Annotated in this window: 20 protein-coding genes and 1 other RNA gene; 2 read left to right on the top strand and 19 right to left on the bottom strand. The window is 42.3% G+C overall.

Annotated elements, in window-relative coordinates; all coding sequences use genetic code 11:
• Positions 1-31: 31 nt before the first annotated feature.
• The 4 genes from IJI01_RS12440 to tadA form a co-directional block, all read right to left on the bottom strand.
• Positions 32-1,639: a glycoside hydrolase family 9 protein gene (locus IJI01_RS12440; RefSeq protein WP_292190853.1), complete on the bottom strand. Its 1,608-nt coding sequence runs from the start codon at positions 1,637-1,639 to the stop codon at positions 32-34.
• A gap of 36 nt (positions 1,640-1,675) precedes the next feature.
• Positions 1,676-3,964, bottom strand: a complete 2,289-nt coding sequence (locus tag IJI01_RS12435; RefSeq protein WP_292190850.1) for a hydratase — start codon at positions 3,962-3,964, stop codon at positions 1,676-1,678.
• 94 nt (positions 3,965-4,058) lie between these two features.
• Positions 4,059-5,609, bottom strand: coding sequence for an extracellular solute-binding protein (locus IJI01_RS12430; protein WP_292190847.1), 1,551 nt, complete (start codon positions 5,607-5,609; stop codon positions 4,059-4,061).
• Positions 5,609-6,145 (bottom strand): tRNA adenosine(34) deaminase TadA, encoded by a 537-nt coding sequence (gene tadA, locus IJI01_RS12425; protein WP_292190952.1) that lies wholly within the window; start codon positions 6,143-6,145, stop codon positions 5,609-5,611. The genes IJI01_RS12430 and tadA overlap by 1 nt, the downstream gene beginning before the upstream one ends.
• Before the next feature lie 104 nt (positions 6,146-6,249).
• Here tadA and IJI01_RS12420 point away from each other — a divergent pair, with 104 nt between their 5' ends.
• Positions 6,250-6,660, top strand: a complete 411-nt coding sequence (locus tag IJI01_RS12420; protein ID WP_292190843.1) for an RrF2 family transcriptional regulator — start codon at positions 6,250-6,252, stop codon at positions 6,658-6,660.
• Between the two features lie 86 nt (positions 6,661-6,746).
• An RNA gene (gene ffs, locus IJI01_RS12415) (signal recognition particle sRNA small type) lies at positions 6,747-6,846 on the top strand.
• A gap of 44 nt (positions 6,847-6,890) precedes the next feature.
• On the opposite strand, the gene IJI01_RS12410 is transcribed toward ffs, so the two are convergent.
• From IJI01_RS12410 to IJI01_RS12340, 15 genes are all read right to left on the bottom strand, one after another.
• Positions 6,891-7,979 (bottom strand): PucR family transcriptional regulator, encoded by a 1,089-nt coding sequence (locus IJI01_RS12410; protein WP_292190840.1) that lies wholly within the window; start codon positions 7,977-7,979, stop codon positions 6,891-6,893.
• Positions 7,980-8,118: 139 nt separating this feature from the next.
• Complete coding sequence (locus IJI01_RS12405; RefSeq protein WP_013282185.1) at positions 8,119-9,228, bottom strand: ABC transporter ATP-binding protein; 1,110 nt, start codon at positions 9,226-9,228, stop codon at positions 8,119-8,121.
• Positions 9,229-9,427: 199 nt separating this feature from the next.
• Positions 9,428-10,837 carry a GGDEF domain-containing protein gene (locus IJI01_RS12400; protein ID WP_292190834.1) on the bottom strand — a complete coding sequence of 470 codons (1,410 nt, stop codon included), beginning with the start codon at positions 10,835-10,837 and terminating at the stop codon, positions 9,428-9,430.
• A 33-nt stretch (positions 10,838-10,870) separates the two neighbouring features.
• Positions 10,871-11,698 (bottom strand): YesL family protein, encoded by an 828-nt coding sequence (locus IJI01_RS12395; RefSeq protein WP_292190831.1) that lies wholly within the window; start codon positions 11,696-11,698, stop codon positions 10,871-10,873.
• Positions 11,699-11,717: 19 nt separating this feature from the next.
• On the bottom strand, positions 11,718-12,137 hold the full coding sequence (locus IJI01_RS12390) for a GNAT family N-acetyltransferase (RefSeq protein ID WP_292190828.1): 420 nt from the start codon (positions 12,135-12,137) through the stop codon (positions 11,718-11,720).
• 52 nt (positions 12,138-12,189) lie between these two features.
• The gene (locus IJI01_RS12385) at positions 12,190-13,140 is read right to left on the bottom strand and encodes an alpha/beta fold hydrolase (protein WP_292190825.1); all 951 of its coding nucleotides are present in this window, start codon (positions 13,138-13,140) and stop codon (positions 12,190-12,192) included.
• A 224-nt stretch (positions 13,141-13,364) separates the two neighbouring features.
• On the bottom strand, positions 13,365-15,404 hold the full coding sequence (metG, locus tag IJI01_RS12380) for a methionine--tRNA ligase (protein WP_292190822.1): 2,040 nt from the start codon (positions 15,402-15,404) through the stop codon (positions 13,365-13,367).
• Between the two features lie 38 nt (positions 15,405-15,442).
• On the bottom strand, positions 15,443-16,318 hold the full coding sequence (locus IJI01_RS12375) for a methionyl aminopeptidase (RefSeq protein WP_292190819.1): 876 nt from the start codon (positions 16,316-16,318) through the stop codon (positions 15,443-15,445).
• A gap of 52 nt (positions 16,319-16,370) precedes the next feature.
• Complete coding sequence (locus IJI01_RS12370; RefSeq protein ID WP_292190816.1) at positions 16,371-17,912, bottom strand: bifunctional metallophosphatase/5'-nucleotidase; 1,542 nt, start codon at positions 17,910-17,912, stop codon at positions 16,371-16,373.
• Positions 17,913-17,991: 79 nt separating this feature from the next.
• Entirely contained in the window at positions 17,992-19,101 is a 1,110-nt protein-coding gene (locus tag IJI01_RS12365; protein ID WP_292190814.1) for a PhnD/SsuA/transferrin family substrate-binding protein, read from the bottom strand.
• Positions 19,102-19,219: 118 nt separating this feature from the next.
• Positions 19,220-19,879, bottom strand: a complete 660-nt coding sequence (rpe, locus tag IJI01_RS12360) for a ribulose-phosphate 3-epimerase (protein WP_292190811.1) — start codon at positions 19,877-19,879, stop codon at positions 19,220-19,222.
• A complete protein-coding gene (locus tag IJI01_RS12355; protein ID WP_092063100.1) occupies positions 19,879-20,820 on the bottom strand; it encodes a transketolase family protein in 942 nt (313 codons plus the stop codon). Before IJI01_RS12355 ends, rpe begins: the two co-directional genes overlap by 1 nt.
• Positions 20,821-20,833: 13 nt before the next feature.
• A complete protein-coding gene (locus IJI01_RS12350; protein WP_292190805.1) occupies positions 20,834-21,664 on the bottom strand; it encodes a transketolase in 831 nt (276 codons plus the stop codon).
• Positions 21,665-21,819: 155 nt separating this feature from the next.
• Complete coding sequence (locus tag IJI01_RS12345) at positions 21,820-22,518, bottom strand: L-ribulose-5-phosphate 4-epimerase (protein WP_292190802.1); 699 nt, start codon at positions 22,516-22,518, stop codon at positions 21,820-21,822.
• A 12-nt stretch (positions 22,519-22,530) separates the two neighbouring features.
• A partial coding sequence (locus IJI01_RS12340; RefSeq protein WP_292190796.1) for an FGGY-family carbohydrate kinase occupies positions 22,531-23,356 on the bottom strand: 826 nt, incomplete at its 5' end.

The following is a 23,356-nucleotide window of genomic DNA, read 5'->3' as shown; positions in this document are numbered from 1 at the left end:
TATTATGACAAATAATATGGAAAAAATGCTGTTAATTCTCTAAGACACTCAGCATAAATACAAGCAGAGCATCCTTTTGAGGGTCATTCATAACTCCGTTATAGTTATCAACATCCTCATGATCTCTGTCTGTTCCTGAAGTTACAAAATTCATACAGGAAGGATTCATTCCCATCATGTAGTGCGCATGATTCTCAAGTATAGTCGTATATTCGTGGTTGTAGATAATATGATTAGTAACTGTAAGGCATCTGGCCTCATCCAACAGCTTGGAGAAATCCTCTCCTTCTGCTGCATCTACAACAAGATATCTACTCTCTGTAGATTTGGAGGCAATTTCTTCAGACCTCTTCATAAGTGCCTTGATCAGCTTCTCGCACTGCTTTTTATCCACATCCTGATTAGTAGAAAGATAAGTCACAGCTCCCATAAAAATATTCTCATCGCTGTTAAACAGCTCCAGAAGATCATCTTTTACAAAAAAGCTGTCAAGAACATGCTCATACTTATCATTGCCTGTTGCCCTGTATAACTGAGCTGCTGCCTTGAAAGCTGCTGTGCTCTCATAGACGCTCTGATTTATGGAAAAGCTCTCCCATGCTCTGTCTGCTGCCTTAAGGGCTGTAGTCGCATACCCCTGATCAAACTGCTGATAAACATAGCTGAATCTTGCCATTGTGGCAGCAAAGCCAATTGTAGCATCCATTGAAACTGGTGTCACTTCTACAGGCGCGGAAAATATATCCGAATTCCCATTACCGCTGGTGATGGCCGCTCCATAAACACCGCCGGTCTTACTATCCTGCATTTTGAGAAGCCAGTCAGCTTCGTATCTGATCTCGTCAATTATATCCGGAATTCCATTTCCGCTCTCTGGTATCCCTGTTTCATCCGTAAATGCTCCGGGATTCATCTCGTAGGCAAGAAGCAGATTTTCTACAATCCTTGAGCCAATGAGAACGTCTCTGTCAGCATGCTCGTCCATATGCCAGCCGCCTGTTACATCCAGAGTAGTATCTGCATTCTCCTGAAGTTTAGCTTCTGTAGTGTGGCAGGCGCTATGTCCGTTGTCCCCTGAATCCACCTGAGAGATTGCTATTCCGCATCTGTTCGTATAGTACTTACGACATGCTTCATCCAGCACATCTCTATATACATCCTCTCCTATGGTAAAAGAGTAGGATTCACCAATATAGTCTGCATAAATATAGTAGGCTCCTGGCTCTTTGAAGTCATTGAATCTTCCGATTCCGTAGTACTTGCCGACTTCTTCATCAAGAGTTGCCTTAACTATTTCTCCTCTGAAGACCTCTTTTCCCGTTTCGAGCTCAATTATCTGAAAAGAATCAGGAAGTTTTTTGCCCCTGAATACAGCAACCTTCTCGGATTCAGCATTAAAACCTATCTGATCTATCAGAATGTTAGGCACCTGTACCGGAGCATCTATATTCTCTACGTCAAAAGAAGCCTGCGTCTGGGCAGAAGCCTGAGGCTGAACCTGCTCCTCTACAGTCTCCGTAGCCTCCTGCACTTCTTCGCTTCTTTCAGCAGAAGAAGCGCCGCAACCTGCGACGCTTCCCATTATAAGCACACTAAGTGCTGCTATTATTCTCTTTTTCCCTCTCATATAAGAAAACATGGCATTGTCCATTAAATTCATTAATCGCTACATAGTTTATTTTACGCGGTTAAAGTTAATAAGACAACCATCCAGGATTATTTGTCTCTCGTCATCAGTGAGACTTCCAAGCTTTAAGTTAAACTCATTGAGCTTGCCATCTGCTACTGCAAATGCCTTGATGTTCTCAGCCTTGTCTTTTACTGCAGCTGCGATACCTGGAACAAAGATGTACTCTCCATTCTTGAATGGAAGTTCCTCGCCATCAATGATGAATGGAAGCATACCCCAGTTGATAAGGTTTGAACGATATCTCTTGGTAGCATATTCGTTGGCAATGTTAGCCCATCCGCCGAGAACCTTCTGGCAGGAAGCAGCCTGCTCTCTCGCAGAGCCATCACCTGGCTTAACTGCAAAGATTGTAGAACCGATACCAGTATTCTGGACTGTAACATCTGGATAATCCTTCTTGATAGCCTTAACAGCCTCTGCAAGCTCAGCATCCATCTGATCAAAAGAAACATTCTCACGTCTCTTGATTTCCTCGGCATATACAGCCTTAGCTCTTCCTCCATACTCTGGGTCTTTTCTTGAAAGAGTGAACTCTGCAAGACCAAGAGGATTGGATCTGTAGGATGAAGTCTCACCTGAAGGAATAAGCTCATCAGTTGTTGTAACTGGATCGTGGATCTCAGAAACAACCTTGAGGAGAAGGTTATCAGTAAGTGCCACCATCTTAGGCCAATCCTTGATGTTTGGTCCAAGCTGAAGCTCAACTGATGGATCTGCCTCGCCGTGTGAATCAAATACACGGTTCTTATAAATCTCACTGTCAAAGTGATATTTGTATTTATTAAGTTCACCATCAAACTCAGTTGCTGGTGTAAGTACGCCCTGATTAGCAGCTGTTGCAGCGATAGATCTGGCATCCATAAGAGCAACAGAAGCAACCTGACCACTCTGAACCTTGGAACCTTCTCTGTTAGGGAAGTTTCTGGTTGAATGTCTGATACTGAATGCGTTGTTGGCAGGAGTATCTCCAGCGCCAAAGCATGGTCCGCAGAATGCAGTCTTAAGGATTGCACCTGTCTCAAGGATTGTAGCTGCAACGCCGTTCTTAACAACTTCCATGAAGATTGGTGTAGAAGCTGGATATACGCTGAGAGTAAATCTGTCATTACCAATAAAGTGACCCTTGAGGATATCAGCTGCAGCGCAGATATTCTCGAATCCGCCACCTGCACAGCCTGCGATGATTCCCTGATCTACATGGAACTTGCCGTCTTTAAGCTTATTCTGAAGAGAGAACTCTACCTTATCACCAAAGCTTACCTTTGCGCGCTTCTCAACATCAGCAAGGATGTCAGCAGCATTTCTATTAACCTCAGCAATCTCGTATACATTGCTTGGGTGGAAAGGCATAGCGATCATTGGATTAAGAGTATCAAGGTCAACCTTAACAAGGCCATCATAGTAAGCAACATCTCCAGGCTTAAGTTCTTTGTAATCTCCGCTTCTGCCGTGGATATCGTAGTATTCTTTGATTGTATCGTCGGTCTGCCAGATGGATGAAAGACATGTAGTCTCTGTTGTCATTACATCCACGCCAATTCTGAAGTCAGCGCTTAAGTTCTTGACACCTGGTCCAACGAACTCCATTACCTTGTTCTTAACATAGCCATCGCCAAATACCTTGCCGATGATAGCAAGAGCAACGTCCTGAGGGCCAACGCCCTTCTTAGGTGTTCCTTCAAGGTAAATAGCAACAACGCCTGGCATATCTACGTCGTAGGTCTGTCCCAGAAGCTGCTTAACAAGCTCTGGTCCACCTTCTCCAACAGCCATAGTACCAAGGGCACCGTATCTTGTATGAGAATCTGAACCAAGGATCATGCCACCTGATGTAGCAAGCATTTCTCTTGCGAACTGGTGGATAACTGCCTGATGAGGTGGAACATAGATTCCGCCGTACTTCTGAGCAGCAGTAAGTCCAAACATGTGATCATCTTCGTTGATAGTTCCACCAACTGCGCAAAGTGAATTGTGGCAGTTAGTAAGTACATATGGAATAGGGAATTTCTCAAGACCAGATGCTCTGGCTGTCTGAATAATTCCTACATAAGTAATATCATGGGAAGTAAGCTTATCAAACTTAACGCAAAGCTTATCCATATTGCCGGAAGTATTGTGAGCTTTCAGAATTCCGTAAGCAATTGTGTTCTCCTTGGCATCTTCCTTGGAAGTATTAACTCCATGGCTTCCAAGAACAGCCTGGGCCTGCTCATCATCGGGAACAATAGTAGTTCCGTTTAAGAGATAGCATCCCTTATCAAGCGTTGTTACCATACTAAATCCTCCTACCATATTAAGCCGCTATACATGTATACAATTATATTGGCGCTATCATACCATAATTTTGTAATGTTTTGTAGTGACAATTTTAATGTGAATCCACAATTTTTTGAATTTCTCTGGTTACATCCTCTATGCCAGCATCCTTAAGCTCATTTCTAAAAAGAGCTACTTCCGCTTCAGGAGTGATGTTATACCTTGCGTAGGTTATTTCAGGTATGTATTTATCACAGACCTTGATAACTGAGTCAAGCTTTTTCTTATCTACACCATAGGTAAAATCGTATCCATCCCAAGGGTAATCTACTGCCAGATGACTATATGTATCTAATAATTCGTAGTATTCATCCCAGTCAATTGAAGCATCAAGAATTTCATATTCGTCTCGCCTGCCCCACCAGAAATTTGTTACTATTTCATCCCTGTCAGAATTGTATCCGCTTGGCTTTTCAAGCCTCTTATCCTTGGTAACTTTGTATTGAACACCTTCTACTCCGTAGCGAAGGAGTCTATAACAATCAACGTCGTTTCTCAGCACATCATATACCATAAGCGCTTTTTCCGGATTCTTGCTTCTTGAATATATTGCCATGGCGCCGTGTAATATGCTGGCTTTCATCAAATTGCCACTTTCTTCTCCGTACCAGTAAAACCCCAAAGTTGCGGAAGGGTTTTTAATCTCCATTTGTGGCTTAACTTCTGTAAAATAGAAATTTGTATGATGCTGAACAAGACCTGAATATCCCTGATAGAATTCCTCAGTGTTATCGCCCGCTCCGACCTGACCATCTCTCCATACACCGAGCATGTCCCACTCTTTCATGAGCTTGGCAAACTCTACAAAATCATCTCCCTCATAGTATGGTGACACAATCTGTCCATCACTGTCCGCATAATTTCCCCATATACCATATGTACTAAGTTCATATATAGGATTATATTTTCCTGCAGACATCAAATATCCAAGGGTAGCTATCGTATTAGTGCCATCGGAATCCCAGGGTATCATATCATTTCTGTGTCTGGCTATATATTTGACATACCTGGTAATATCATCCCAGCTCTTGATCTCACCGATACCAGCTTTTTCAGCAATGTCTTTTCTATATATAAAGCCGTGGTTAGTCCACTGTGTGTATTCATTTTCCGGGATAAAATAGACTTCTCCATTATAAGAACATTTAGACCACTCATCATTGCTCACACTCATGTAAGTCATAGGACAAAAGGTCTGGAGCATTTCTCTCGACATAGGGAGGAAATTACCATTTTGAGCATTAGGCCAGGCATCAAGCCAATCTGAGCCTGTAGCTACCAGGTCGACATCAACCTCCCCTGAAGATATTAAATGATTGTATTTATTCAGATAATCACTCAATCCAATGTAAAAGATATCCAGTTTGGCATTAACTTTTTTGAGAAGAATCTTATTGATCTCCTCCACAGCTTCTTCTGTCATGCCATTTGTGGGTTTATCACCTATAGTAAGATAGGTAATAGTAGTGGGCTCTTCACTAAAGTCTACATTCCAATTCTTGTAAGCATCATTACCTGGAGAAAAATCAGGTCTTTTCCCGCAGGCAACCACTCCTATGATTAGAACCACAATAAGCAAACTGGATATTATCCTTTTTTTCATCAAATGGATTCCTTCCCCTTTTCAGCCTTATTTCTCGCTCTTAGTTCCACAAAAAATTCCTTAAGCATTCTGCCACATTCATCCTTGAGAACGCCTTTTTTGACATTAACCTGATGATTAAAATCCGGATTGTTCAGTATATCCATTACAGAACCAGCGCACCCTGCCTTGGGGTTCTCTGCTGCCATAATTACTTCCGGTATTCTGGCCTGAACAATTGCGCCTGCACACATCTGACAGGGTTCAAGCGTTACATAAAGCTTACAGTCCTCAAGTCTCCAATCACCTATCACTTTGCCAGCTTTTCTGATCGCTGTTATCTCGGCGTGAGCAAGCGGTGTTTTATCAGTGTTACGCCTGTTATAGCCTCGCCCGATGATCTTGTCATGATAGACAATTACACATCCGATCGGCACTTCTCCGAGTGCATATGCCTTTCTGGCCTGAGCTATGGCGGCTTTCATATATTTAATATCTTGTATTTCTTCCTGGGACAGTCCTTTAGTACTGATCCGCCCCAGAGCTTTAGGTTTCATCTGCATATTTTTAATTCATACCATTTTAGTAGTAATTCGATAGATTTTTTGCTATCATATAACATTATTATAAGACATTTTTAAATATTATCGAAAGGATAATTATGAAGATTTCAACCAAAGGCCGATATGGACTGAGAGTAATGACAGATTTAGCAGCTCATTACAATGATGAATATATATCACTCAAGGACATAGCCGCAAGACTTGGCATTACAGTCAAATACCTGGAGCAGATAGTTTCAGCTCTTAGCAAAGCTGGTTACCTTGACAGCATGCGTGGCACAAACGGCGGTCATCGTCTCGCCAAGGCTCCTTCTGAATATGTTGTAGGTGATATTCTGCGCACCATGGAAGGCAATTTTTCGCCTGTAGAATGTGCCGCAGAGGGCATGAAAGAGTGCCCTATTTCTGATACCTGCGCCAGCCTGACCTTCTGGAAAGGCCTTGATGACGTAGTAAATAAATATATAGATAGCTATACTCTTGATCAGCTGGTTATTTCAAATAAATAAACATAATTACTTGAAATAATTATCAAAACCAAGTATATTTATAGAGCGGCTCTGTAAAGGGTGCATGTAGCAGTCCTTTTGTGTAGGTTCGGGTCTTATGCAATGGAAATCTGCGAACCGTGTCAGGTCGGGAACGAAGCAGCACTAAGTGGAACCTTCCATGTGTTGTAAGGTTGCCTGTCTCTACCGGAAGTCAACGTGCATGCATCCTTTACAGAGCCTCTTTTAATTTATTGTCTGCTCTCGAGGTACTTCATGTAGCTTATTACCATAAGGGCAATCTTAAAGGTAAGAGCATCATCAAAGTTTCTAACATCAAGTCCAGAACTCTTCTCAAGCTTCTCAATTCTATATACAAGTGTATTTCTGTGTACAAAGAGCTGTCTTGAAGTCTCTGATACATTCAGGTTGTTCTCAAAGAACTTATTGATAGTGTTAAGAGTCTCTTCATCAAGATCATCTGGAACTTCCTTGCCACCGAAGATCTCATCGATGAAGATCTTGCAAAGGCTCTCAGGAAGCTGATAAATAAGTCTGCCAATTCCAAGTGTGTTATAAGCATTTACTCTCTTCTCAGCGTAGAAGATTCTGCCTACCTCAAGTGCCATCTTGGCTTCCTTGAAGGATTTGCTCAGATCCTTGATCTCTTCAACAATTGTTCCATAAGATACGCGAACATTGAGCATAGCCTCAGTATTCATCATGTCTACTATAGTAGTAGCTATCTTCTGAACATCATCGTAGGTCTGACCTCTTCCGAGATTCTTGATGAGAATAACACTATTCTCATCTACAGCTGTTACATAGTCTCCTGAATGCTGGCCATACATGCTGCTAAGGAGTTCCTGAGCTGTATTGTCCTGTGCATTTCTAGTCTCAACAAGGATGATAACTCTAGGTACACTAACTTCTATCTTGAGCTTCCTGGCTCTGTTATAAACATCGATCAGAAGCATGTTATCAAGAAGGAGATTCTGGAAGAAATTATTTCTGTCAAATCTCTCTTTATATGCAACTACAAGATTCTGCAACTGGCTGACGCCAATCTTACCAACCATATACGCGTGCTCACTGTCACCCTTGGCAAGAAGAACATATGCCGGATCACCTTCATCCAATATCTTGAAAAGATGAACATCTCCAATTACCTGTGAGTCTACTGGTGAATTAGCAAAGTTTATGACGATTGAAACATCAAGGAAATCTCTATCACTTGTAGATGCTACAATCTCTCCGCTTAAATCCATTACACATAACTCAACCTTAGTGATTGCGCCTAATTCTTCTATACTTGTTTTAATAGTCTGTGCAGAAATCATTTGTTTCACCTTCCGTATACTAGAATGACCGCATCAATGCTCATATGACACTTACATCATAATTATATCTTATAGAAAATATGCACATTTGTAAATGTAAAAGGCCACGCAATAATGCGTGGCCTTGTAAAGCTCAATATTAGTTTGTGATTGTCTTCTCTGTCTCTTTGTCGAAGATGTGAATCTTCTCAACATCGAATGCAAATTTAACCTTATCGCCAGGTCTAGCTGTTGTACGAGAATCAACTCTAGCTGTGATAGGGAACTCAGCGAGATCGAAGTACAGATAAACTTCTGCACCAAGAAGCTCGTATACGTTGATTGTAGACTCGAATACAGCCTTAGATGTGCTAACAACCATCTCTGAATCGTCAACATCCTCAGGACGGATACCGAATGTAACCTTCTTTCCGCCGTAGCCACCTTCGATAAGCTTCTTAGCCTTAGCTGGTGGAAGCTCGATTGACTGTCCAGCGATCTTGAGGCAAGCCTTGTCTCCGTTAACCTCAACATCAGCGTCAAGGAAGTTCATCTGAGGTGATCCCATGAATCCAGCAACAAAGAGGTTGCCTGGCTTGTCATAGAGGTTCTGAGGTGTGTCAACCTGCTGAACAACACCGTCCTTCATAACTACGATTCTTGTACCAAGAGTCATAGCCTCTGTCTGGTCATGTGTAACGTAGATGATTGTTGTACCAAGTCTCTGGTGAAGCTTAGCGATCTCTGTTCTCATCTGAACACGAAGCTTAGCATCAAGGTTTGAAAGAGGCTCGTCCATAAGGAATACCTTAGGGTTACGAACGATAGCACGTCCCATAGCAACACGCTGTCTCTGTCCACCTGAAAGAGCCTTAGGCTTACGATCAAGGAGCTTCTCAAGATCAAGGATCTTAGCTGCCTCTCTAACCATCTTGTCGATTTCCTGCTTAGGAACTTTTCTGAGCTTAAGTCCGAAAGCCATGTTATCATATACAGTCATATGAGGATACAGAGCGTAGTTCTGGAATACCATCGCGATATCTCTATCCTTAGGCTCTACGTCGTTAACTACTCTGTCACCAATCTTAAGTGTACCTGAAGAAATATCCTCAAGACCTGCGATCATACGAAGTGTTGTAGACTTACCACATCCTGATGGGCCTACGAAAATGATAAATTCCTTATCCTCGATATCAAGGTTGAAATCTTTAACAGCCTCGAAACCGTTAGGATAAACCTTAGTAACATGCTGAAGTGATAAACTTGCCATACCTTAATTTTCCTCCTAATTTGCAAATACGTTTATGCTATAAAAGAGTATAACTTTTAGAAATTTTATTATCTATTCACTAATTTCACAAATATTTTACTATTCATTAGCCAATGTGACTAAGAGAATAGTAACTTATCCACATTTCCAAAATGTTGACGAAGAATCAAAAAATTCACTGTGCAATTTGTCCATTGCTTTATTCGCAAAAAGAAATACTACCCCTTCCTTCAGCTTTGGATTTCTCCAGTGCTCCCCTTACAGCACTCAATAATTCTTCAACATTTCCACCATTTTTAGGGTAAATAGCACGGCCAGCAGAGATATTTACATTCTGACCATCTTCTAATAGCCCCGACTTAAGATCATATAAAAATAGCTGAAGCTCATCTGTCTGCTTTCTGATATCTTTTTCCCCTTCAAAGCCCTTGAGGAAAATAAGAAACGCTCCATCATCGCCTCGTCCGAGAATATCCGTAATTCTATACGTATTCTTTAATTCTGTCGCAACATCCTCGATAATCTTCATCTTCTCTGTAGAATTATCACTATCGATATTAATTGCAAACAAAATGCCATTTCTATCTCCTGCGTATCTGGTATACCCATTTAATTCCGAAGTAAATCCCAGTTCGTTATATAGTCCGGTAATAAGATCGGTCTTAATCTTCTCACTCTCCTTGGCAGCCTTGGCCTTTCTAATCAGATTGCCAAACATGAAGATAAGCAGATTTACCAGAATGTATAGTGAAACAATTGCCAGCATAATAACTAAAAGCCAGTAAAAGTTCATCATATATGGTCTGATCAGAGGTTTCATATTTGCATCACTTGCAAGGAGTACAATACCTCCGCTAGTTTGCAGCGCTGGAATAACAACCAAATCACCATAGCCGTCTATCCTGGAAGTATAATATTTCTTTTGTGAAAGATTGAGTTTGATAGTCTCTACCGGCAGAACATCCATACCATCCTTCCAGAGGTTTTCTCCATCATAATCTCCAGCATAAACATGTCCATTGATTTCTACAAGGACTGCAAGATCAAGTGGTGGTAACTGGGAAAAAATCCTATCATTTATCTCTGCTACCTTTGAATCAGTCAGCAGGAATCCTTTAGTTGTTCCGTTGAAGTTAACAAAATTAACAGCAACCACACTTCCGACTTCAAAATATCCATCCTGGGTAACAGCAACCATACCAATTCCACCATTGCTGTAATTATTCACTACATCTGCAAAAAAGGCTTCCCTACTGATATCTATCTGTACGCCCTTTTCATTTACGCCCTGTCCTTCAAGATTACATACAAGACTTCCAAGCACAGACTCATTCTGAGAAAGAACTTTTAGTACATTCACAATCTTATCCTGATCCTCATAAAAGTCCATATTTGCAAAAGAAACAGCCGTAGAATTATTATAATCTACGACTGTTTGAATTATTCCGTCCACAGAGCGCAGACTCTCCTCTGCCCCATGCGCGATCTTATTTAGTTCATTCATAATAATCTCTCTTCTGACAATTCCACGAAAAGCAAAGCCTGTAATACCTACTACAAGGTACATTACAATAGTTGGAAGAAACCACTTAAGATACACCTTTTTCATGGGATACCTCTCTGTCAAAAGAAACATCTACGATTACTGATTCTGATCTGTATTCTCCTGTCCAACTTCCTCAGCGCCTTCATCGATTTTCCTGATCGCTGCGTCCATTTCCTCTTCTTCTGACATCTCTTCTACCTTGGGCTCAAAGCGCTTAAAGGTATTGTTGTATAAAAGAGCATGTAAGAAGCCTGGTCCTGAAATACCCAGAAGGATAAGAACAGGGAGTGCTTTAACATAAAAGAAATAGAATATTACAACTGGTACAGCACTAACGAGCACCATGAGAACTGTCTTAGGAAGTGCCATGATTGACATAAGTGCTGCATTTCTCAATGTTCCAAGTACTGTGTTAACGAACTTGGATAAAAGAGGATAAACATATAATGAAACCATATACAAAATAAGAGCTATAGCTGTAACGATATATCTGTATATGCCAGTGTTATCTCTCATAATGAGGAAATCAAGAAGAAGAATTCCGCCTGCAGTAAACTGGATTACCTGCAAAATAGCGCCCTGCTTGAAGTTCTCTTTAAATGATCTGAAGAATGATTTGGTAACATAGCTGTCTTCATCTCTGGCGATCTTGAGAAGAACAAAATGCATAGCTGTAAGTGCTGGTCCTAATGGAATTGAAAAAATAATTCCGCCAACCCATGCGATAACCACATAGAAAACAATTCCATCTAAAGAGGTAATCTCGCCAGTAGCAATCTGTACCAAGTAACCGCCGATCGTAACCGCCTGCTCAATAATAAGAGGAGTAGCCAAAATCAGTGTCAGAATGTTCAGCCACATAATGTCTGCAAGCTTTGAAAGCGCATGCATAAGTGGACTATCAATATCAAATATCTTTCCCATACAACAAAACCCGTTCCTTCTAGCGTAATTTCAGTTCCATAGGCGTGAATCTTATTCCATCCGCCACAGTTTCCGAACCTAAGTCCTTAAATCCCCTCTTATGATAAAAGCCTATAGCATAAGGTGCTGCGTTTACTGTTAGTCTGTCGATCCCCTCTTCATCTCTGCCGTATCTTGCAACATACTTAATTAAGGCACTGCCAACGCCGTTGCCATGATACTCTTCATCGACAAACAATAACGATATGTGTTTCTTTTCCCTAAGAGAAATAAGTCCCACATATCTATCTCCGTCTACAGCAACGAACAGCTGATAATGCCCTGCCACAAACATCTTCCGCAACATCTCGTCAGTGACGAATTTGTGGAAGTTCTCTATTCCCTCCTGGGAATAATCCGGGGCATCGAATCTCTCAAAGGTATCCCATGCGAGCTTCATAGCCCCGTCCCAATCAGAATGGTAAGCACATCTTACCATTATTTTTGATGTATCAACCTTTATTGACACCGTCAATCACTTTCTTGAGCCACTGATACTGGTCTTCATATACCTGTTCTCTTCCGATCTCCTGCTGAAGCTCATGTCTGAGACCATCATAGAGCTTGAGCTCAACATTCTTGATCTGAAGCTGGCCTGTATAGATGTCGTACAGCTTCTGAGCAGCTGCGCCGTAATCGCCTACAGGATCCTCTTTGCCGGCTGTGATAAGAATTGGAAGATTCTTGGGAATATCATCCATTTTATCTACATCCTGAACTCTCTTAAGAAGTTCTGCAAGTGTTGCAAATCCATTAAGTGTAAACACAAAATTATCAGCAGGATTTGCTATATATTTGTCTACGCTCTCCTCATTGTGTGAAAGCCAGTCAAATTTGGTTCTAGGGTTAGGAATCTTCTTGAGGTAACCCTTAAATGCCATGTTATTGATCATTGTGGAACGATACTTGGTTCCCATGATAACCTGCATAAAGTTAACAAGTGAAGACATTGATTTAATAGAGCCACTTGGCAAAAAGCCTGTTCCCTGAATAATTGCCCCCTGAATACCAGTTCCATAACGAGTAATATACTCTCTGGCAACAAAAGATCCAAAGCTGTGTCCTAAGATAAATACTGGAACACCTGGATATTCCTCCTGTACCATCTTCTTGAGCCTGTGGGCATCACGAACCAGTACAGTTGCTGGATCTTCCTTGCAGAAAAAGCCATAGGTACCGCCTTCTCCAACAGATCCACCATGTCCAAGATGATCATTACCCATTACAAGAATGCCCTTCTCAGCAAGAAAACGGGCATACTCATCATAACGATCAACAAATTCCTGCATACCATGGATAATTTGCAAAATAGCTACAGGCTGTCCCTCAGGAATCCACTTAATCGCATGAATCATGGATTGTCTGTCTCTTGATTTGTAAGTCAGTTCCTCTTTGCGCACCATTTTGGAGTCCCTCCCCATAATAAGGTTTATGTAATTATGTAGTTAAAAATATGTATATATATATAATACCATGGATTTCCCCGCTTCGCTCTCGAAATCCATGCACACATTCGGAAATCGCACTATCGTGCTTTTTCCTCATGCGTGTTTGTGTCTCAAGGTCACAGAATCAATCATGTAAACATGATATATTCCGTGACTTTGATCCACTTATTATCATCATATCAACAAATCTCAGCGCCTGATGGCATTGGCTTCTCAGGAGTCATAAGTGCAAGGTTACCCTCAGCATCCTCAGCGCAGAGAAGCATTCCCTCTGAAAGAACTCCAGCAAGCTTAGCTGGCTTAAGGTTAACGAGAACCATTACCTTCTTACCAACCATCTCTTCTGGTGTGTAGTACTTTCTGATTCCGGAAACAATCTGCTTAACCTGGCTTCCAATCTTAACCTGAGAGCAAAGGAGCTTCTTGGACTTCTCTACAGCTTCACACTTGATGATCTCACCAACCTGGAACTGCATTGCGCCAAACTGGTCATACTCAATCTCTTCCTTGGCAGGAATATCGATTGGAGCCTGCTCTGAATCAGCAGTTTCAGCCTTAGGTGCTGGTGCTGGAGCAAGTCCTGCCTTGGCAAGGTTCTCAGCTGCCTTTCTCTGTGACTCTTCGAAGTCAGCCTTCTGCTTCTTGGTGATCTCAGCAGCCTTCTCAAGTACCTCCTTGAGGTCCTTACGAGCAAAGAGCATCTCTGGAGTCTCAACAACCTTAGTACCTGATGCAAGTAAGCCGAACTGTCCAAGTGTATCGAAATCTCTCTCAGGAGCATTGAGCTGCTCTCTGATCTTCTGAGCTGTCTCAGGCATAAATGGATCAAGGAGTGCTGCGCCGATTGAGATAGACTCTACAAGGTTATAGAGAACTGTAGAAAGTCTGTCCTTCTTGCTCTCATCCTTGCCAAGTACCCATGGCTCAGTCTCATCAATGTATTTGTTACATCTCTTAAAGAGTGTGAAGATTTCTGTAAGAGCATCAGCTACACGAAGCTCATCCATCTTCTTCTCAACCTTGTCATAGCAAGCTGTTACAACAGCCTTGAGATCTGCATCAACATCCGCTGTAACGCCCTTGTCTGCTACAACTCCGCCAAGATACTTGTTGCTCATAGCGATAGTTCTGTTAACAAGGTTGCCAAGTGTATTAGCAAGGTCTGAGTTGAAACGCTCTACTAAAAGCTCCCATGTGATAACACCATCGTTTTCAAATGGCATCTCATGAAGAACGAAATATCTAACTGGATCAACACCAAAGAGGCTTACAAGGTCATCTGCATAGATAACATTGCCCTTTGATTTACTCATCTTCTCGCCGCCCTGAAGGAGCCATGGATGTCCAAAGATCTGCTTTGGAAGTGGCTCACCGAGTGCCATCAGGAAGATTGGCCAGTAAATAGTATGGAATCGGATAATATCCTTACCGATAAGGTGAAGGTCTGCAGGCCACCACTTCTTGTAATCCTCAGTGCTGTTGCCTTCTGCATCGTATCCGATACCTGTGATATAGTTTGAAAGTGCATCAAGCCATACATATACAACGTGCTTGTCGTCGAAGTCTACAGGAATTCCCCACTTGAAGGAAGTTCTGGAAACACACAGATCCTGAAGTCCTGGAAGAAGGAAGTTGTTCATCATCTCATTCTTTCTGGATACAGGCTGAATGAACTCTGGATGTGTGTTGATATAATCAATAAGTCTGTCAGCATATTTGCTCATCTTGAAGAAATATGCCTCTTCCTCAGCTGGGTGAACTGGGCCACCACACTCAGGACACTTACCGTCATTGAGCTGAGACTCTGTGTAGAAAGCCTCGCACTCTGTACAGTACATTCCCTTGTATGATCCCTTATAAATGTCGCCCTGGTCATAGAATCTCTTGAAGATCTTCTGAACCTGCTTAACATGATCATCATCTGTTGTACGGATGAACCTGTCATAAGATGTATCCATGAGGTTCCAAAGACCCTTGATAGTATCTGAAACCTGATCTACGAATTCCTTAGGAGTAGCACAACCAGCCTCAATGGCTCTTGTCTCAATCTTCTGACCGTGCTCATCTGAACCAGTCTGGAAATGAACATCAAATCCATCTCTTCTCTTATATCTTGCGATTGCATCTGCAAGCACGATCTCATAGCTGTTACCGATATGTGGCTTACCTGATGTATAAGCAATCGCAGTAGTAATGTAATATTTACCCTTATTCTGCATCTTAAATAAATCCTTTCAAATATCTTATTCTAAAGCTGTTACCAGCACAGAAGCTCACATCCATCCTCTGTTACAAGGAGTTCAACCTCCCACTGAGCTGATGGCTTCATATCTGCTGTATAAACAGTCCAGTCATTTTCCTCATCGATGAATATCTCATCCTTGCCCATATTGACCATAGGCTCGATAGTGAATACCATACCAGGAACCATAAGCATTCCTGTGCCAGGCTTACTAACATGACTGACATAAGGCTCCTCGTGGAATTCATTGCCACAGCCATGTCCGCCAATTTCCTTAACAACGGTGTATCCATTATCAAGAGCATGCTGATGAACAGCATGTCCCATATCACCAATAGGTGTCCATGGAATAACAGCCTTAATTCCAGCTTCCATGCATTCCTTGGTAACCTGAACAAGTCTCTTTTTCTCTGGAGAAACGTCGCCTATCATGAACATTCGTGATGAATCAGAATAATAACCATCAAGAATTGTAGAGCAATCTACGTTAATAATATCTCCGTCTTTTAAAATAATGTCCTTGGAAGGTATTCCATGGCAAACTTCTTCATTAATAGAAGTGCACACACTCTTGGGGAAACCTTCATATCCTAAGTCCGCTGGGATGCCTCCCATCTTGGTAGTTACGGCATTGACGATGTCGTCAATTTCCTGTGTGGACATGCCTGCGCGGATCTTGTCACCAACTTCATCAAGCACAGCCATATTGATAACTGCGCTCTTCTTGATACCCTCTATATCCTTCTCTGTTTTGAAAAGGTTTCTGCTAGGTATGATAAAGCCTTCATGTTCATAATGAATAAGCTTATCATCAAAGGCTGCATGGCAACTTTTGTACTTCTTGCCGCTGCCGCACCAGCACATATCGTTTCTTCCTAATCTCTTATACATATTAATCCTTCTTTTATCGACAATATCTCTATAATAGTATGCCTTTTCGCAATTAAACTGTCAAATTATTCACTGTAAATCTGCCATTTTTTATTTCAGGAACAGGGCTGTTTTTCCTGATAAAGTTTATCAAAAGATCTGGCATCTCATCTGAATAGCTTCCTACAGATGGGCAGTTACCGATGCATTCATATCCGCCAGTTCCTGTCGCTCTGTAATTGCTGGTAACAAGAGTGTACTTCTCATCGTCCTTAAGCTCTGTTCCATCAAGCTTTCTGAGCATTACTACTCTGTCGCCAATTGGTCTTGTCAGGTCATATGCATACTCAAGGCCTGCATAGTAATCGTAGTTATAGTGCTCGATCTTGGGCTGCAGGAATTTACTGGATACGCTGATCTCGCCAGTTTCGGAATTGTAGTCAAAGTATTCTGCGCATCTTTCAAGAGCTGCCTTGAGAACTGCCTTAGTTACCTCTTTTACCTCAACAGTATTGGCAAACTGATAGATTCCAAGGACGTCTCTTACAGTTATTTCTTTCTTAAGTCCAAGTGGGTCATTTGCAAGACTTGTGCAGGAGAAATCTGCACCTGTGTAATCAAGCTGAACCTGATTAAAGATAGCTGCCACCTTACTTCCATGGATAGCTGCATCAAGCTTGGGCTCTGGCTCAATTTCTTTTTCCAGACAGCCGATAGGCTCATCAAGCCATACCTGAATCTTATCTGTAAGCTCGTTCATAAAGCTGTGCTGATCCAATATTTCCTGACATCTGGCATCTGGCGCATCAGGAGTTACAAGCTCAGAGCTTATGTCAAAAGAGCTGTCCTTTTTATCTATATTAAGAAGACAGTATTTAACTGCATTCGAAGGTGGCTGAACGCCATAAGTTCCGGCTATTTCTGTTCCAGCAACTGCAATGTGCTGATGTCCTGTCAGAATGATGTCATAGCCAAGCTCACGCATTATTCTGCAAGCCTGATTCTCTGTTGATTTGGATAAAAGCTCTCCTGTTTCAAGGTTCTCTTCAAAGCCGCCATGATAAATGGCAACAGTAAGATCACACTTATCCTTGAGCTCATCATACTGCTCAGAAAGAGCCTTCACAGGATCAGTAACCTTCAAAAGCTCCAGATGCTCAGGCGCCTCCCAGACATTAACGTGTCCGGTAACTGCTGCAGTAATACCAACTCTTGTTCCATCAGGCATGGTGTGGATAACGTTTTTCTTAATTCCGAGCTTACCGCCAAGATCCTCAACATTTGCTGAAATAAGAGTAGCTTTCACAGCAGCTGTATAATCTGCAATGGCATCATATCCAAAGTTAAAGTCGTGGTTACCAAGAGTATAGTAATCAAGCCCCATGGCGTTGAAGCCCTCTGCCATAGGGTTGAATTTATACTCGTCTTTATGTTCCAAATAGTAGGATAAAAGTGGAGTTCCCTGAAGTGTATCTCCACCATCGATCACGAGTGTGTTCTCGTCCTTTTTTATCTGAGATGCCAAAAGAAAAAGACCTGAATTCTCAGGACGATTCTTGGCATAGTTAACTGGGTACAGATGACCATGAGTATCTGATGTAAAAATGATACGCATTAAATATTTCTCCTTATCTTTTAAAGCTAAAAAAGGGAAGATACCAATGATATCTTCCCCTTACTATATTATAAAATACTTAGTCAAGTGACATCATCATCTTTTGAGCAGCTCTCTCAGAATCATAGTCAGCACTGGTTGCTTCTTTATATCCTGTATGAGCATATATCTCAACCGCCGCTTTACCAGAATCTGTATTTCCTACATTTATAAATGCCTGCTGAACAGCTTTCTTGAGTTCATCTGTCATGGTTGGTGAATACTTGCTGACACATACTGTGTCATTGTAGATTCCATCCGTTACACCGATAACATCAGTTTCATCCCAGATGCTACCTGTCCTGCCATAAGCGCTGTTCCACTTCTCAGCCTGATCAATTCTGCCATCAGCATAGGTTACAAGCACATCTACTTTTTCTTCTGCCAGTTTGGAAAAAGCTGTTCCGTAGTTGTCGGAAACTTCTGCATGTGTGAGGTCTGCAATATGCTTGCCATATGTGGATTGTATCCAAAGGGACGGATAAACAAAGCCTGCAGGTGATGTTGTATCCATGATGCTCCACTTAAGTTCATCAAGCTCATCCCAGGTTATCTCTTCGCCTGCATTTACCTTCTCAGCTATAGCACGTCCTGCAGGAGATGGTCCTGCGATTACCAGCGCCCTGTAATAGGTAATAGGATTAGAGGTTCTGGATGTTGGCTTGTTATCGTTCCAGTCCTTGGCGTTTGGACTATCTATAGAAAGGCCATCGCGAGTCGCTGTAAGAATTACATCACATCCATCATCGAACTTAACATAGGTACCAGCCGGAATAAGGCCTACATCGATTGTTCCTGCAGAAAGACCTTCTCCAACTGATTCATATGATGAACCGACAACTATTTCTACTTCCTGAACATCATAGCCAAAACCTACCAGTTCATTTATCAGAAGCTCTTTGAGAGGCTCTGTACATTTTATTATCTCGTCAGGCTCATGGGATGGAACAAAACCAACAATCAGCTTTTCTACCTTCTTGGGTTCTGCAGGGCCTATCTGTGTCTGATCTGGTACTTCTAAAGCTGTTTGCTGCTGAAGTAGTTCATCAGGACCGTTATCCACCGTTATTTCCGTTGTATCTTTCCCGCATCCAAGTAATAACGCTGCCATAACTATACTTGTAAACAAAGAAACCGCTAATCTTCTCATATTCTTTCCCTCACAAGTTTATGATAGATAGAAGTCAAAATAATTAATGAGAGCTCATGTGTACCCCACATGAGCCCCCAACTCTTTGTCATTAGTATAGAATACTAAAAAAACATCGTCAACGATTCTGCAATATGTTTATAAACTTTTTAACGTTCGCCGAAGCATCGCCATTAAAGACACCTGAGCCAGATACAATGACGTTAGCGCCAGCATTCAAGACGTTTTCAACGTTCTCTACATAGATACCGCCGTCTACTTCTACATCTGTAGAAAGGCCTCTATCGTCAAGCATCTTCCTTACACTCTTTACCCTGTCTATGCTCTCAGGAATAAAGGACTGGCCACCAAATCCAGGTTCTACTGTCATCACGAGGATCATGTCTACCTTATCAAGATATGGAACAAGCTCCTCAACAGCTGTACCAGGCTTAATGGAGATACCTGCCTTGATACCACAGGAATGAATCTTGTCGATAACTGCCTGGGGATCCTGGGCTGCTTCCAAATGGAAGGTTATTATGTCTGCTCCAACTGATACAAAATCTTCTATATATCTGATTGGATCAGCAATCATGATATGAACATCAAAGACTTTCTGCGTTGTCTTCCTGATGCTCTTGATAACTGGCATACCATAGGAAATGGATGGCACAAAAATGCCATCCATTACATCAATATGAATATACTCAGCTCCTGCTTCATCTACTTCTCTTATCTGCTGACCAAGAATATTAAAATCTGCAGATAAAATTGAAGGACTCAGAATATTCTTCATTATTTCAAAAATTCCTTTACTGATGCATAAACTCCGTCACCATCAAGGCCATACTTCTTAACCAGAGCAGCTGCAGATCCTGACTCACCGAATCTGTCCTGCATACCGATCTTCTTAACTACTGTAGGGCACTCTTCTGCAAGAACGTCACATACAGCGCTTCCAAGACCGCCGATTACTGAATGCTCTTCTACTGTAACTACCTTGCCAGTCTTCTTGGCTGTAGCAACTACGAGCTCTCTGTCGATAGGCTTGATTGTGCAGATGTTAACAACTTCTGCGCTGATACCGTCAGCTGCAAGCTTCTCAGCAGCCTCAAGAGCAGAACCTACTCCGATACCAGTTGCTATAATACTAACATCTGTACCCTCTCTAAGTACAGTACCTTTTCCAAGCTCGAACTTGTAATCTGGTCTGTCGTTAACTACAGGGCAAGCTGCACGTCCGAAACGGATGTATACAGGTCCCTCGTGCTCAGCTGCTGCTCTTACGCAGGCTCTAGCTTCGATATCATCTGCAGGACACATAACAACCATTCCTGGGATTGTACGCATAAGTGCAAGATCCTCGTTACACTGATGGCTGGCGCCGTCCTCACCTACTGTGATACCAGCGTGTGTTCCGCCGATCTTAACGTTGAGGTGTGGGTAACCGATTGAGTTACGAACCTGCTCAAATGCACGTCCTGTAGCAAACATAGCAAATGTGCTTACGAAAGGAATCATTCCTGTTGTAGCAAGACCAGCTGCGATGCCCATCATGTTACACTCAGCGATACCACAGTCGATATGACGATCTGGGAATTCCTTTTTGAACCAACCTGTTCTTGTTGCTGCTGCAAGGTCTGCATCAAGTACAACTACCTTATCATTAACCTTTGCAAGCTCTATAAGTTCTTTACCATAGCTGTCTCTGGTAGCAATCTTCTTAACTTCGCTCATCTCTATCCTCCTATCAGCCCAGTGCTTCGCCGATCTTGTTAAGATCGTCCATAGCCTTTGCATACTCTTCGTCATTAGGTGCTACGCCATGCCATGAAACCTGGCCTTCCATGAAGGATACGCCCTTACCCTTAAGGCTGTGTGCGATAATAGCTGTAGGCTGACCCTTAGTCTCTCTTGCTTCCTTAAAAGCTGCTCTGAGAGCATCAAAGTCATGAGCATCAACATTGATAACATGGAAGTTAAATGCCTCAAACTTCTTATCGATAGGATATGGTGAACATACCTGATCAACAGGTCCGTCGATCTGAAGGCCGTTGTTATCAACGATAACAACAAGGTTATCAAGCTTACGGAATCCAGCGAACATAGCTGCCTCCCAAACCTGGCCCTCCTCGATCTCACCATCACCTAAAAGTGTGTATGTTCTGTAATCTTTATTGTTAAGCTTTGCAGAAAGAGCCATACCACAAGCAACTGAGATTCCCTGTCCAAGAGATCCACTGCTCATGTCAAAGCCTGGAAGATACTGCATACTAGGATGTCCCTGAAGTCTTGAACCAAGCTTACGGAGTGTTGTAAGCTCCTCAACTGGGAAGTATCCCTTCTGTGCCATTACTGAATAAAGACCTGGTGCTGTATGTCCCTTGGAAAGAACAAAACGATCACGATCAGGATCTGCTGGCTTCTCAGGGTTAACGTTCATCTCCTCAAAATACAGATATGTGAAAATATCTGCTGCTGACAGTGATCCACCTGGGTGACCAGCACCTGCTGCGTGAACCGCTGTAACAATGCCCTTACGGACTTCGTTTGCAATCTTCTGCAATTCTTTGTTAGTCATAATTCCTCCACTTTTTTCCTTGCATCATGTTCTCACAAAACGCACAGTATATACGTTTCAGTTTCAATTCTTAACGCAAATACAATTTAACATAATAAAAATCAATAATCTATGGCAATTTTTGCCGAGAATTACCTACATAATGCTAGAGTTTTTTACTTACCCTGACCGTAGTATGCGTTAGCACCATGCTTACGGTAGTAGTGCTTATCCTGAAGCTCCTGAGGTGCTGGCATTACTCTTGGGTTGATAACTTCACATCTGTATGCCATCTTTGCAACTTCCTCAGTTACAACTGCGTTGTGAACTGCCTCATGAGCATCTTTTCCCCAGCTGAATACGCCGTGGTTCTTGCAAAGTACTGCAGGAACAGCCACTGGATCTTTTCCCATGCGGGCAAACTCATCAACGATGAGGTGGCCTGTGTTCTCCTCGTATGCGTCCTCAATCTCATCCTTGGTAAGACATCTTACACATGGAATCTCGCCGTAGAAGTAATCTGCGTGAGTTGTTCCATAGCAAGGAATGCTTCTGCCAGCCTGCGCCCAGCTTGTAGCATAGGATGAATGTGTGTGAACAACACCGCCAACCTCCTTGAAGGCCTTGTAGATCTCAACGTGTGTTGGTGTATCTGATGAAGGATTGAGCTTACCTTCAACCTTGTTGCCGTTAAGGTCCATAACTACCATGTCGTCTGGAGTCATTGTCTCGTAGTCAACACCGCTTGGCTTGATTACGAAAAGACCGCTCTCTCTGTCGATGGCACTAACATTTCCCCAAGTGAAGGTTACAAGACCATACTTAGGTAAAAGAATATTCGCTTCATATACTTTTTTCTTAAGTTCTTCTAACATTTCATTTCCCCTTTATTTAAGCACGTCTACAGCTGCTCTCTCGATAGCGAGACCTGCGTTGTAATCCTTCATGAACTCATCAAAGCCCTCTGCATCTGCCTTAACTGGCTCGAAGGTCTCAACCTTACCAGATACGAATACCTTGTTGTTAAGGAAGCTCTCAAGAGTCTCGCCTTCTGACTTCTGAAGCATAAAGCCTGCAAGGATAGCCTGTCCCCAAGGGCCGCCTTCTCCTGCTGTCTCCATAAGCTTGATAGGTGTATTAAGGGCTGCTGCCATTACTCTGTCACCAACGCCTCTGATCTTGAAGAAACCGCCCTGGCCAAAGAAGAAGTCAGCCTTAACATTCTCTTCCTTCATAAGGATGTCGTTACCAGCCTTAAGTGCTCCAAGTGCTGTGTAAAGGTGTGTTCTCATGAAGTTTGCCAGATTGAACTTGTCATCAGGTCTTCTTACAAAGAGAGGTCTTCCCTCGTTGAAGCCTGTAATGCTCTCACCTGAGAAGTAGTTATATGCAAGAAGTCCACCGCAATCTGCGTCACCTTCCATAGCCTTGCGATAAAGTGTTCCGTAAAGTGTATCGTCGTCAATATCCTGTCCGATTGCACCTGCAAACTCTCTAAAGAGTCCTACCCATGCGTTGAGGTCTGAAGTACAGTTGTTGCAGTGTACCATAGCAACTTCCTCACCAATTGGAGTTGTTACAAGGTCAAGCTCAGGATATGCCTTTGAAAGACTGTGCTCCAGAACTACCATTGAGAATACTGAAGTACCAGCTGAGATGTTACTTGTTCTAACACCAACTGAGTTTGTAGCAACCATACCAGTTCCAGCATCT

It is taken from the genome of Butyrivibrio sp. (genome assembly GCF_017433805.1).
In the GTDB taxonomy this organism is placed as follows: domain Bacteria; phylum Bacillota; class Clostridia; order Lachnospirales; family Lachnospiraceae; genus Butyrivibrio.
The sequence above is the reverse complement of the archived record's forward strand: the minus strand, read 5'-3'. Positions and strand labels throughout refer to the sequence as shown.